Here is a 13,758-nt window from a genome sequence, read left to right as displayed (position 1 = left end):
ATGCAATCCCATTATTGGCGAGAATGCGCTGAGGTGTAAAGTACGCATTATTATCGTACTATGTATGCCAAATCGTACATTTAGCCGGAAGTTTGTTCATTTGTTGGTGGTACATTTTACAGATATCCAGCAGACATCCCCTTTAGTACGGTATACCGTACTTAGTACTGCAAATGAGCGTACTGTTCTATTTCTTAGCCCTCTGGTAAAATCTGTGTTAAACAGGTGCTCATACGAAAGGGGCGCGGACGATGATGGAAGACGAAATGCAAGACGAGATGCGCGATGAGGTGCGCGATGACGGAAAGACAGCGGGCATATTGACCACACTCCGCGTGATCGGAGGAAAGTGGAAGCCCTTAATTTTGTTCATTTTGCTGCAGGACGGCACGAAACGCTTCGGCGAACTGCGGCGCCTGCTCCCGAATATCACGCAAGGCATGCTGACTAATCAGCTGCGTGAGCTGGAGCGGGACGGCCTGGTGATCCGCACGATTCATCAAGAAATCCCCCCTAAAGTGGAATATTCCATATCGGACTACGGCAAATCTCTCCACAAGGTACTGACGGAGATGTGCGGCTGGGGATTTCAACACCTGGAATATATTCAGCACACGGCCAGCGAGCCAGCCGCCAAATCTTAAGCAAGCCATCGGCAGTCAATTCTTGCAACAAAAAAACTGCCAACCAACAAGTTGGCAGTTCCAGTTCACGCTATATTCTTACTCTCCATACCACAGCTTAACCCGGTCTTTAACAAACTGGCCATAAGCCTCTTCCATCTCCTTGACGCCGGCTTTATCAAGCTCCTTCATGTAGCTGTCCCAAATGGCATCGAAGTCCGCTGGCTTCGCCATAATCGCTTCCGGGATGCGCTTCCAAGTAATATCCTTCATTTTGGCTCCCAGTATAGTCGCCTTGTTATCTGCCGGCAAGGAGATGTTGTATACTGCGCCGGCCTTTCTCTCCGGGAATTCCTCTTCACTAGGGAAGAGGCCCTTCCAATGCTCTATATTGTATGCGGCCAGTGCTTCCTTCTCCGGCTCACTGTAGGAAGCCGTCAGCTCCTCGGCATTCGTCTTGGTGAAATAGTTGCCTGTGGAATCTTTGATTCCATCTCCATAATGAACCATCATGTTCCAGTAGAATCCAAGGCCGGATTCCTTGGTGTAAGCCGTGCCCTCCCGGTCCATTTTGTCCTGAATGTCTTTAGGCACAAATCGTTTGCCATTCTCCACGACGTAATCGATTCCTTCCACGCCCCAGTTCACCAGAATTTGTCCCTCCTCGGAAGCCAGGTAGTCCAGAAACTTGATGGCAGCTACAGGATCTTTGCATTGACTGGAAATCGCTACGCCATATCCTCCGTCAAAGCCGGCTGACCAGAAGCTGGGATCTTTATATTCCTTGCTCAGCGTTACTGGATAATGACCATAGGTATGATCGAACTTGCCGGCCGCTTTCAGCGATTGCTGCGCATCCCCGAATTCCCACATCGGAACAATGAGACCAAGCACGCGTCCTGATGCTACTTTAGACTTGAACTGATCTGTTTTCTGAACGAAGCTCTCCGGGTCCAAGAGGCCGATATCGTTCATGTGGTTCAGCCAGCGGAAATATTCCTTCTCTTCCGGGCGGCGGAAGTGATACGTCACGTCAAAGGTTTCCTGATCCACATAATATTCTCCATCATCAGGCGCGCCCGTCGTCATGAAGCCCACGTTAGTCACCATATACATATGCCAATCATCTGCATTCAGGGAAAGGCCGATATTCTTATTTCCGTTCTCATCGGTAGGATACTTCGCTAAATAGTCGGAGATGACTTTCTCATAATCCTGAAGGGTGCGAATTTCGGGATAGCCGGCTTCTTTTACAACCCGATGCTGCAATTCGAAGCCGTGCTCTGCTCTAAATTTCTTCTCCTCTACTGCGGACCAGGTAGGAATGGCATAGATCGACTGATCCTCCAGGCTGTATTTGGCCCGGACAATCTTATCCCCTAACATCTTCTTAATATTGGGCGCATGCTGTTCAATCAAGTCGGTTAAATCAAGAACCCCGCCGACATCGACCAATTTGCCCAAATCGGCTTTGGCAGCGATGAGATCAGGGTACTCCCCGGTAGCGGCCATAATGGACACCTTCTGCCCTGGATCGCCCACCGCAAATTCGGCATCCAGGATGACACCCGTCTTTTCGGTAATGATTTTGCCGATACGGTCCTGCATCTTATTCCAATTCGGGTTCGGATCCTCAGAGAAATACGTCAACGTGATAACTTCATTAGACGGTATGGTGTCTGATTGCTGCGACTCGTCAGGCTGCTCCCCATTTCTGGCCCCGCCACAACCCGTTAATGCCGTAGACAGCATCAGCAGAACGAGTAGTGTAGCTGCCAGCCCCTTCCTTCCTAGCCTCATATGATCACACCCCTTAGTTATGATTGCGTATTGAACAGGTCCACACCTGACGATACCGGTCTCACGGATCATCGGGCTCCCCTAGCTTTTGACTGCGCCGAGAGTCATCCCTTTCACAAAATACTTCTGCAGAAACGGATATACGACGAGAATCGGAACCGTGGCTACGATCGTAATGGCCATCTTAACGGAATCCGGAGAAATCTGGGCCATCAATTGGTTCATGTTGTCCCCGCGGACATTGTTCGCATTCACGGTCGTGCTCTGCAGCACCTTCATCAATTCATATTGCAAGGTAGTCAGCTTGCTGTTAGAGCCGTTAAATAAATAAGTATCGAACCAGGAATTCCACTGGCCCACGGCAAGGAACAGAGCAACAGTAGCCAGTGCCGGCTTGCATAGCGGAAGAATTACCCGATAGTAAATCGTGAAATCATTCGCCCCATCCAGCTTCGCAGATTCCTGAAGGGAATACGGAATCCCATCAATAAACGACCGGATGACAAAAATGTTGAAGGCGCTTACCAGCCCCGGCAAAATATAGACGGCAAACGTGTTCACCAGGTCCAGATTACGAATCAGAACGAAGCCCGGAATGAGCCCGCCTGACACGTACATCGTGATCGCCAGGAAGGTCGAGATGAACCTTCTGCCCTGGAATTCCGTCCGGGCCAGCGTAAAGGCAAGCATCGAGCCGCTGATCAGTCCCGCAATCGTGCCGACTACCGTACGCAGAACGGATATTTTAAACCCGGTAATAAGACCGTCGTAGCTGAAAATCAGCTTGTAATTCTGCAAGGTGAAGTCTCGCGGATAGATCGTAATGCCGCCCCTGACGGTATCTACCGAATCGTTAAAAGAAATCGCCAGCACGTTCAAGAACGGGTACAGTGTAATGATCGTAATGAGCGTAATAAGAACATAGACCACGACGTCAAACAGTCTGTCGAATAACGATTTGGATGCTATGGCAAGCTCCTCCTTCCCTTACATGATGCTCTCATTCGCTATTCTCTTGAACGCTCCGTTCGCAATAAACAGCAGCATGAGACTGATGACGGAATTAAAAATATTAATCGCCGTACCAAATGAATACCGTCCCATTTCAAGCCCATATTTTAGAGAATATAAATCGAGGACCTCGGAATAATCACTGACCATATGGTTGCCAAGCAGAAACTGTCTCTCAAATCCAATGCCAATCAAATGACCGATCGACATAATTAATAGAACGATAATCGTCGGCCGGATGCCCGGCAGCGTAATATGCCACATCTGGCGCAATCGGCTGGCTCCATCCACTCTCGCCGCCTCATACAGCTCCGGTCCAATTCCCGCAATGGCAGCCAAGTAAATAATGGCGTTCCAGCCGGTCTCCTTCCAGACGTCCGCCGCGGTTACAATGCCCCAGAACATGTGGCCCTTGGCCATAAATTGAATAGGCTGGTCTATCACATGAAGGCTCATTAAGACAGCATTCACGACGCCTCCGTCTGTGGACAGCATTTTACTCACAATCCCGGCGGCCACAACCCACGATACGAAATGGGGCAGGTACGATACCGTCTGCACAAAACGCTTCAGCACCTGTACCCTCACTTCATTTAGCAGCAGCGCAAACATGACAGGGAATACAAATCCAGCGACAAGCCCCAAGCTGCTCATAGCCAGGGTATTTCTAAGCACCAGATAGAATCGGTCATCCTGAAATAAAGCGGCAAAGTGCTCGAAGCCTACCCATTTCTGTTCGAGGAAGCTCTTTCCCGGTTTGTAATTTTGGAAAGCCATAGTCCAGCCCCATAAGGGCAAGTACTGGAACACCAGAACCCATAGCACGAAGGGTACGGACATCATGTACAGCACTTTTTGGTTTTTGAATGTGGTCCACTTTGTCCTTTTCCTGGTTAATCCCAGCTCCGGCTCACCCCTTGTTACCGCTTTCATCCCTTTCGCCCCCTTCCTGCATTTCATAGTAACGCAGGAGGGGAGCACCCCAACAGACTAGGGATTTCGCATAAATTCCTCCAACATCTTCGATTGTTTCTGAAATTTTTCAATCACTTCCATCAATTTTTAGCTTTTTTCTGATAATCGGATGGAGATTTTCCATCGTACCTTTTGAATTTGCTGTAGAAATAGTTTACGCTCGAGAAACCGGCCTTCTCAGCTGCTTCATATACTTTGTCCCCTTGGGCCAGCCATTCCTTCGCCTTCTGAATCCTCACCTTATCTAAATAGGTGTTAAAGTACTCCCCCGTCTTGTTCTTGAAAATTTGTCCTAAATAAGCGCTGCTGTAATTAAACATGCGGGCTAAGGTCTCCAGCTTGAGGTTCTCCGCATAATGGCGGTCTATAAAATCCAGCATCTTCTTAATTTCGCTATGTTGACCCGAGGAAGCGGACACGATCGACAATTTCTCCAGTACGCTAAGCACATCTTCAATTAACCGGGCCAGAGTATGGTGTCCGTAAATACTGCTTAGAAATTGCGCTGGACTGCATGCCAAATTTGCATCGTGCCATGTTTTCGCTGAAATCCTCCGAATCACTTCATTGATCATTTGGAAGAAGGCCTCCTTGACCTCCTGCTCGCTGCATCCCTTGTTCATATAAATTTGGGCCGCATCCTTCAATAAGGGTTCCAGATAGCCGCCATCCCCGACATCGATGAGGTAAAATAACCGAAAGCCCCATTCCTGTACATCCGGCAGCTCGCAGCGATCCAGTTCTGTCCCCTGGGTTAGGCTGGCTGTGGAAGAATCGGGGCATAGAATGGCATCCTGACCATAGAAGAAGCTCTTCTCCAATAAACTTTGGGATGCGGTGTAGGACTGCCTAATCTCCAGCAGCTGCTTCACCTTGCCGCCTGCGGCTATCGTTATGTAAGGGCGCAGCTCTCCAGATATGTGCTGCAATTCCTGATAGAGCTCCAGCCTTTCCTCTTCCCCCTCCAGCGGATTCTTGAGCAGTATGGCGATATAAGCAGCAGTATCCAGAACAACACCGCGCTTCTGACGGTTAAACAGATCAGCAAGCTGTTCGCGGAAGCGATGGATGTCGGCTTTATTCCTGGAGCCCTCCCCCCGAACCTCCACAAGCACCACTTCATATTCCGGCCAGCTTAACTCGTATTCCATGGCCATGTCCTGAACCGTACTTTGATCCATATTAGCGCTGCCTGATAACAGCGAATATATAAGCCACTCCTTCGATGGGGGGTCACTGCGCCCAGAGCTTTGCTGCTGCCTCTCTTGCACCATTTTCTCTCGCACGTTTATTAACAATGAGGTCATTTCGTCCTTGTTCACAGGCTTCAGCAAATAGCCGTCGGCTCCTAGCTGCAGCGCTGTCCGGGCATATTCAAAGTCGGCATAGCCGCTAACGATCACGTAACGCATAGGCACTCCGAGAGTACGGATCTCCTGGATGAGCTGCAAGCCGCTCATGCCAGGAATGCGGATATCGACAATGAGCAGGTCAGGCAGCTGTGTATCGAATGAGCGAAGCACTTCTTTTCCACTGGCCGCTGTCCCAATGACTTCAAAGCCGATAGACTCCCATGGAATCAAGGTTCTCAGTCCGTTGCGGAGCTTAGGCTCGTCGTCTACGATCATCACTTTATACATGCATATGACCCTCCTTCGGGATTAAAAATGACACGCTAGTTCCTTTCCCTTCTACGCTATCGATGCGAAGCCCGTACGGCTTGCCGTAAGAGAGGATTAACCGGTCATGCACATTGCGAAGTCCAATTCTCCGATCCGCCGCCTCTTCTTCCAGGTCCTCCAGATGGCCATGAACTTCAAGCAATTTGTCCTGCGAAATCCCCGCGCCATTATCGATAACTTCAATTCGAACGCCCTCCTGTATGCGATATACATGAACTTGGACTAGGGTAGCTCCTTCCTCTTTATTCTCCAGGCCGTGAATAATGGAGTTCTCCACCAAGGGCTGAATGATGAGGGGCAAAATCTCGACCTGCTCCGCATCCGGTTCAATATTTAACTCGTACTGCAGCCGTTCCTCATGACGGAATTTCTGCAGCTCAAGGTAACAGAGCACGATATTCATCTCTTCTCGCAGCTGGATGGCCCGGTTCCCGATCTCGAGGCTGCTCCGAATCATGCTGCTAAGCTGCCATACAGCCACAGCGATGTCCTCCTGCCCGCGAACATGCGCCTCCATGCGGATCGAATCGAGCGTATTAAATAAAAAATGGGGATTGATCTGGCTGGCCAGCATTTTGAACTTGATATCATTTTGCTTCTGCTCCAGCAGGCTCTTCTGGTAGTTGCTCTCCTCTACTTCATTCATCAGCTGATTCAGCCGCTCGACCATCCCGTTAAATTGTCGGGACAGCTGTCCGATTTCATCCTTGCCGTCGATCGTCAGGAACGCTTTCCACGACCCGCTCCCCACCTTAGACATATGCTTGCTAAGACGCAGCAGACGCCTTGTAATGAGGGAGGCCGAGCTGTACACTAGCAGAATCGCGGCGAAGAAGCTGGCGGCAATGACCCGTGCCGCGCGCCCGATCACCCCATTTGCTTCCTTTACAATCTCCGGAATACGGAAGACCGAGATGACTCTCAGTCCATTCCAGCTATTCTGGAGACTAAGACTGGATATGACAACCTTGGACGGATGCCCCGCCAGCATGACGTCAAAGCTTCCTTCACTCCTCGTTAACATCTCCGGGTTGTCCCCATGCATTTCTTTTAGATTTTTCCCGTACAAATCCGGACGGTTCGCCGCTACAATGTTATTCTGGTCATCCACAATCCATGTGGCGAAGGTCTCCTGGGCTAATATCGCCTCCAGCAGCACCGTATCTACGTTGATGACAAGGACGCTATCATACAGCCAGTCTTCGAGGTTAATTCTGCGCACCAGACTTAGATAGGATTGCCCATCCCGCTCATCCTCTATAAAACTCCACCCGACAAGCCCCTTCTGCTCTAACGCTTGCTTATACCAAGGCAGGCTCTGTATAACCTCATCAGGCTGCATAAAATCCCAGTTATTCAGCATCGTTGAATTGGGAGTGTACAGGCGGATCCCCTGGATTTCCTTATACATATGGACGTAGCTCCTGAGATCGGTATACTGCTTATACGCATGGACAACTTCGTAATTGCTGCCATACTCCCGGTTCACGACGGTCTTTAATCGCGAATCGTTGGAGAGCCGATAAGAGATGTCCAAGGGAACCTTGATCACCTCCTCGGTTCGCTGTCTTACCCGCTCCACATTGCTCACAGCCTGCTGAAATGCGCCCGCAATTAAAATTTCGCGAAGCTGCACCGTAAGAATGACACCGCTGATTAGCATCGGTATAACGGCAGCAGCAATGAAAATCAATGACAGTTTATTTCGCAGCTTAATATCATTGAGGATCCCGGTTAGCTTCATCATTTTGGATTCTCCTTGGTCTCTTAGTCCAAAAATTTCAGCACCTCTCAGACATCACCTCATCCGATTCATAATGCAGATGAAACAAGCCATCTTCTTCATCATATTTAATGGTCATGAAGCGTATGTCGGTATGCAAAAAAGGAGCCTTATGGCTCCTTTCAAATTAGGGACTTTTTCATATGGCATGTGAACTTGGGATCGGGATCATCTAGCACTTCTCACCGCAATCTCTCATCATACATCAACTGAATCTGAATCCCGAACGGGTCTTCAATAATCCCGTACGCCTTGCTGAACACATTGCTGGATAAGGGAACAATGACCCTCACCCGATCATCTGAAGTCAGGCTCTTGTAGAAATGTTCAATTTCCTCCAGGTCTGCGCTTTGAATACACCAGGAGGTGTTGTTGCCGACCGTGTATTTTTCCCGAGGGTCCATGGTGTCCTCTGCCAGCATGATCTTTGTTGTTCCGATGGATAGGACGGAGTGCGTGATATAATGCTTATTCGCGTCCGTAAGCTGGAACGAGCTGTCGAGCTTGGCCATATCCTCATAGGTCACCAACAGCAGTTCCTTGGCGTTGAAATGTTTTTTGTAAAAATCGATAGCCTCTCTCGCCCTTCCGTTCATGGACAAGAAAATAGCTACTTCTAATGTTGCACTCATGGGATCAGTCTCCTTTGATCGTGATTTAGGTACATCTCATCTACATTTGATCTTTGCCCTTGAACTCATCATAATTTATAAAGGTATCAAAATATGACACCTTTATAAGGAGATCCAGGATGAAGAAATCGGAAAGACTAAATGACATGATCCGATACTTGAACGGCCGGGAGTTTTTTAATTTACATGACCTGATGGATAAATACGATATTTCCAAAAGCACCGCCCTGCGCGACATTCATTCATTAGAGCAATTAGGCATGCCGATCTTCTCCGAGCATGGCCGGCATGGACGATATGGAATCCTTAAGAACAGGCTGCTATCCCCCATTGTCTTCACGATGGACGAGGTGTATGCTCTGTATTTTGCCATGTTGACGCTGGAGGCTTATCAATCCACGCCATTTCACCTTAGTGTGAATAAGCTGGGTGAAAAGTTTGAACACTGCCTCTCCGATAAACAGCTCCAGCAGATCCGCAGCATGAGAAAAGTCCTGCAGTTTGAAATGGTCCAGCATGCGCATGTGAGCCGGTATCTAGATCGCATTCTGAAAAGCATTCTTCAGGAAAGCAGCTGTACGATTCAATATCGGAAAAATATGCAAACAAGCTACCATGTTCAATTTTTCAAAATATCCGCTAAGTTTGGTCAATGGTATGCTTCCGGAATCGAGTTAAGTACGCAGCAGTATCGGGTGTTCAGATGTGACCGGATCACTTCTGTAGAAGAAGTGGAGGCTGAAGCTCCTTTTACTATAGACGAGCTCCTTCACCGTTCGTTAGAAATTTATCAATCTAAGCATAGTATTGACTTTGAAGTGGAGATTTTAGAACAGGCCAAGGATCTTTTCTATAAAGAACATTACCCTTCGATGAGCCTGGACTGCGGGAAGAAGACGGTCATACGGGGATTCTATAATCCGGGGGAAGAGGCGTTTATAGCTGATTATTTGATGAGATATGGCAGCTCTGTTGTATCCGTGAAGCCTGAATCCCTGAGACGAATGATCCAAGACCGGGCAGAGCGTCTCTTACATCACTATCAGCAATTATGATGCCGTGAGAACCCCCGAATAAAATAACGGAGAACCTCAAGAATAAGACTATTCTCCCGTCAGAAAGGAGCCCTTGCCGATGAGTTATCTCTACGAGTTTATCGAATATCAAGAGGATCTGCCGATCAGGCTGTTCGTGAACAGTGTCGCATATGTCCCTTTTCATTGGCATAAGGAGGTTGAAATTATTTATGTTCTGCAGGGCGCGATTACCATTCATGTGGATCAACGGAATTATGAACTGAAGCAAGATGATATTATCGTAGTCAACAGCATGTCTGTGCATCAGATCGACCGTACAAATCAGGATAATGTCCTGCTTACGCTGCAATTTAGTCCGGATCTGCTGGACGAGCAGCGGGCGGTGTCGTGTAATTCCCTGTATCAGACGCCAGAGAGCCAGGATATCTATGACAGCATTCGCCGCTATCTGGCCCAGATGGCCCGGGAAGCGAGCAAGAAGACGCAGGGCAGCCGGAATTATTCGCTGGGTCTTCTGCATATGCTGGCGGGGCATCTGATGCGCTACTTCTCTATCCAATTGACGGAGGAGAAGCAGAACAATGTCAACGATTATGACTATCAGCGGCTGAACCGCGTGCTGCAATTTATCGACCATAATTACAGCCAGAAAATTACGCTGCAATCGATTGCCGATCAGGAGCATTTAAGCCTTCATTATTTCTCCCATTTCTTTAGCGACAAGATCGGCATTCCGTTCCAGAAATATCTGACCTCTGTCCGATTGGAGAAGGCAGTTAATGCATTGATGGACACCAATCATAGCGTGACTCAGATTGCGCTCGATTGCGGCTTCGCCAACGTCAAGCTGTTCAATAAATATTTTAAAGAGAAATATGACACGACCCCCGGGGCCTTCCGCGAGGCCCTCACGGCGGCAAAACCTGTGGACCCTGACCGGAAGCCGCTCACCTATGAGGAATCGACAAGCGCCGACTATTATGAGGTGGATACGATTCAGGCGATGGAATCGCTCTACCGGTATTTGGAGCCGTCGCAAGCATCGGCTGTCCTCTCCTCCGCATCCAGCGTCCTTTATGATGAAGTGGAAATCCTCGTCGACGAGAAGGCGGCGGGTACTCCGTATACGAAGCACTGGAGCTGGCTTACGACAGCTGGCAGGGCGGTGGAAGGCCTGCGTGCTGATTGGCAGGCACAATTTCTTGAGCTGCAGCGCAGACTTGGGTTCTCGCATATCCGCTTTCACGGTATTTTTAATGATGAGATGATGGTGTATGCGGAGACAGCGGATGGCGAGCCGATCTACAACTGGGCTTATGTGGATAAACTGTACGATTTCCTGCTCCAAGCCGGGATTCGCCCGTTCGTCGCCTTAAGCTTCATGCCTTCAGCACTGGCTCGCTCGAAGGAGACTATTTTCTGGTGGAGAGGGCATATTGCTCCGCCGCGGGATCAGAATAAATGGAATGCGCTAGTTCGTGAATTCGTCCGGCACTGCCTGAACCGCTACGGCTTGGAGGAAGTATCCTCGTGGTACTTCGAAGTGTGGAACGAGCCTGATCTCTCCGGGGTATGCTGGGCGGGTTCCAAGCAGGAATATTTCCAGTTCTATGCCGAGACGGCGAAGACGATCAAGTCCATCTCCCCACGGCTCCGCGTAGGCGGTCCTGCGATGGGCTACGGCTCGCTCTGGAACGACAACTGGACGGAGGAATTCATTGCATTCTGCAGCGACAGACAAGCTCCGCTCGACTTTTTCTCGTTCCATGTCTATTCGGAATATCCGAGTCTGAAAGAAGAACAGCCCAAGCTTACGACTCTGATGCCTCCTACGTTCTATTTGGACAGTGTGAAACGGTTACGATCGAAGCTGGCCGCGACTGCCATGCCGGATCTGGAGCTGCATATGACGGAGTGGAACTTCTCGCTCTATGACCGCAACCTGATTCACGATACGATGTTCATGGGCGCGTTCGTCGTCCATCATGCGCTGCAGACGCTGGGTACGCTAGAATCTCTTGCCTACTGGTCATTTACGGATGTATTTGAGGAGAGCCAGGTGCCTTCCTCGATGCTGTATGGCGGGTTTGGCCTCATGAACCGCAACGGGTTGAAGAAGCCGAGTTATTACGCCTTCGAGCTGCTCGCCAAGCTCGGGGACCGTATTGTATCCCAAGGCGACGGGTACATCGTAACGAGCGGCCAGAATAGCAGCCTGCAAATCCTAATGTATAATTACGCCCATGTAGATCAGCTCTTCGCCAGCGGCGACTGGTCGGGATTGACGGAGCTAAGCAGGTACACCATTTTTGAGGAAAAGGGGAATCGCGCCTACCATATCAAGCTGAATGAACGGGAGCATGGCTATAAAGTAACCCGCTACCGGCTAGATCGCGAGCACGGCTCTGTCTTCGACGAATGGATTCGCTTGGGAGCGCCAGCCTACCCGACCGAAGAAGAGCTCCAGTTCCTGCAGCATCGGAGCGGACCGCAAATGCAAATTGAATGGCTGGCTGCGGCGGAGCGTTTAGAGCATACTTATATCGTTCCTCCGCATGGCATTTTGCTGCTGACTTTGCAGCCACAGTATTGATATATGGACTTTAGTAAAAAAGGAGTGACTGTTCTCGCTGGATGCGGGAATGGCGCTCCTTTTCGTATGGTTAGCGTTACAATATGTGATCATTCTGCATGAAAACAGTCGCCCAACTACATGCTATTGAAGGGCGTGGTTGCCTCACCATCCAGCTTCATCCGCCCCAAGAGGTGTTTCTTGCTGTATGGCTGAGCGAAGCCCGTATCCATCTAGAAAGTGAACAACCAACACAACAAGAAACATACCCACAGAGGACAAGGAACAACGAGAAAGCGCTATCAGGGCTGTTTATAATGATCTTGTAAGTCATCCATACCAAGCTTAACGATATAGGAGGAATCATAATGCAACGTCTAATGAAGTGGATGGAAGAGAATTTCGCCCCACGATTAGAAGCATTTACGAAGAATGTCTGGGTCGATTCCATTCAGGAAGCGATTATGGTCGCATTACCGATGATCTTCATTGGTTCATTGATAACCTTAGTGTCCATTCTGAATGATTTCATCCCAGGCATGCCTGATCTGTCGCCAATTACGACGTTCAGCTTTGGATTGCTGGGCATCTTTATTGCTTTTCTGACACCATATACCGTCATGCAGAAGAAGGGACACGACAAGATTAAGCTCATAGCGGGCGCAACTGGCTTATCCCTGTTCATGATGCTGCTCAAGCCGACCTTCAGTGACGACGGAACGGTACAATTCGTCCTGGAGCGCTTCGGGCCTTCGGGGATGGTGACTGCTCTATTGGTGGGTGCATTTGTAGCTGCTATCTTTAATGTCTTTAACCGATTCTCTTTTTTCAAAAAAAATACGACCCTGCCTGAGTTCATTAAGGACTGGTTCGACTTTCTCGTTCCGATTGCTCTGGTTCTTGTGATCGGCTGGGTTCTGATCTACCAATTGCATTTCGATATGTTTGCACTGATCGTAAACATCTTCAACCCGCTGCAAAAAATTAGCCAGACCTTAATTGGCTTCGTCTTGTTCAACTTTATCGGAGTTCTGCTCTATTCCTTCGGTGTCAGTCCGTGGGTCATGACTCCGATTTTCTACTCGATCTGGATTCCGGCGATAGAACAGAACGCTTCGCTCGTCGCCCAAGGCTTGGAGCCGGTCAATATCAACACGTTCGAGACGTTCTTCTCCGGCTGGGTCGGCGTCGGCGGACTCGGGGCCACTCTGCCGCTGATTGTCTGGTTCATGTTCGCGAAGTCGAAAAAATTAAAATCGATCGGGAAAGCAACGATTGTCCCTTCGCTGTTCAATATCAATGAGCCGGTCATTTACGGGGCTCCGGTCGCTTTTAACCCGATTCTGATGATTCCAATGTGGATCAACGGCATCATTACGCCGATTATCGTCTACATCGTGCTTGATCTTGGGCTGGTAGACATTCCAAGTAAAGTGTTCCAGCTCTGGTATACGCCGATCGGTATCTCCACGTACCTCTTGACCGGATTCAAGGGCGTCGTGCTTCTGGCAATTGTATTGTTCCAGATGTTCCTCGTCTGGTTCCCGTTCTTCAAAGTGTACGACAAGCAAGAGCTTAAGAAAGAGCAGCTCGCTGCTGCTGAATAATTTAAATTTGTGATCATAAGTGGACTTTCTAAACGA

Annotated in this window: 10 protein-coding genes; 4 read left to right on the top strand and 6 right to left on the bottom strand. The window is 49.1% G+C overall.

Going from position 1 to position 13,758, the window contains the following annotated elements; all coding sequences use genetic code 11:
- The first annotated feature begins 254 nt into the window (after positions 1-254).
- Positions 255-644: a helix-turn-helix domain-containing protein gene (locus MKX50_RS01275; RefSeq protein WP_339159966.1), complete on the top strand. Its 390-nt coding sequence runs from the start codon at positions 255-257 to the stop codon at positions 642-644.
- 78 nt (positions 645-722) lie between these two features.
- Here the strand turns inward: MKX50_RS01275 and MKX50_RS01270 are convergent, their stop codons facing one another.
- The 6 genes from MKX50_RS01270 to MKX50_RS01245 form a co-directional block, all read right to left on the bottom strand.
- Positions 723-2,423, bottom strand: coding sequence for an ABC transporter substrate-binding protein (locus tag MKX50_RS01270; RefSeq protein ID WP_339158182.1), 1,701 nt, complete (start codon positions 2,421-2,423; stop codon positions 723-725).
- An 81-nt stretch (positions 2,424-2,504) separates the two neighbouring features.
- Positions 2,505-3,392, bottom strand: a complete 888-nt coding sequence (locus MKX50_RS01265; protein WP_339159964.1) for a carbohydrate ABC transporter permease — start codon at positions 3,390-3,392, stop codon at positions 2,505-2,507.
- An 18-nt stretch (positions 3,393-3,410) separates the two neighbouring features.
- On the bottom strand, positions 3,411-4,367 hold the full coding sequence (locus tag MKX50_RS01260; RefSeq protein ID WP_213594633.1) for a sugar ABC transporter permease: 957 nt from the start codon (positions 4,365-4,367) through the stop codon (positions 3,411-3,413).
- A gap of 122 nt (positions 4,368-4,489) precedes the next feature.
- Complete coding sequence (locus tag MKX50_RS01255; RefSeq protein ID WP_339158181.1) at positions 4,490-6,049, bottom strand: response regulator transcription factor; 1,560 nt, start codon at positions 6,047-6,049, stop codon at positions 4,490-4,492.
- Positions 6,042-7,835, bottom strand: coding sequence for a sensor histidine kinase (locus MKX50_RS01250; RefSeq protein ID WP_339159962.1), 1,794 nt, complete (start codon positions 7,833-7,835; stop codon positions 6,042-6,044). Before MKX50_RS01250 ends, MKX50_RS01255 begins: the two co-directional genes overlap by 8 nt.
- Positions 7,836-8,056: 221 nt before the next feature.
- Positions 8,057-8,506 carry a VOC family protein gene (locus MKX50_RS01245; RefSeq protein WP_213594637.1) on the bottom strand — a complete coding sequence of 150 codons (450 nt, stop codon included), beginning with the start codon at positions 8,504-8,506 and terminating at the stop codon, positions 8,057-8,059.
- A gap of 119 nt (positions 8,507-8,625) precedes the next feature.
- On the opposite strand from MKX50_RS01245, the gene MKX50_RS01240 reads away from it, so the two are divergent.
- The 3 genes from MKX50_RS01240 (at position 8,626) to MKX50_RS01230 (ending at position 13,722) form a co-directional block, all read left to right on the top strand.
- Positions 8,626-9,561 (top strand): YafY family protein, encoded by a 936-nt coding sequence (locus tag MKX50_RS01240; protein ID WP_339158180.1) that lies wholly within the window; start codon positions 8,626-8,628, stop codon positions 9,559-9,561.
- Between the two features lie 79 nt (positions 9,562-9,640).
- Positions 9,641-12,136, top strand: coding sequence for a helix-turn-helix domain-containing protein (locus MKX50_RS01235; protein ID WP_339158179.1), 2,496 nt, complete (start codon positions 9,641-9,643; stop codon positions 12,134-12,136).
- Between the two features lie 347 nt (positions 12,137-12,483).
- On the top strand, positions 12,484-13,722 hold the full coding sequence (locus MKX50_RS01230) for a PTS transporter subunit EIIC (protein ID WP_213594650.1): 1,239 nt from the start codon (positions 12,484-12,486) through the stop codon (positions 13,720-13,722).
- Positions 13,723-13,758: the final 36 nt, after the last annotated feature.

The organism is Paenibacillus sp. FSL W8-0186 (assembly GCF_037969765.1).
Classification (GTDB): Bacteria; Bacillota; Bacilli; order Paenibacillales; family Paenibacillaceae; genus Fontibacillus; species Fontibacillus woosongensis.
This window is presented reverse-complemented; position numbering and strand designations above follow the sequence as displayed.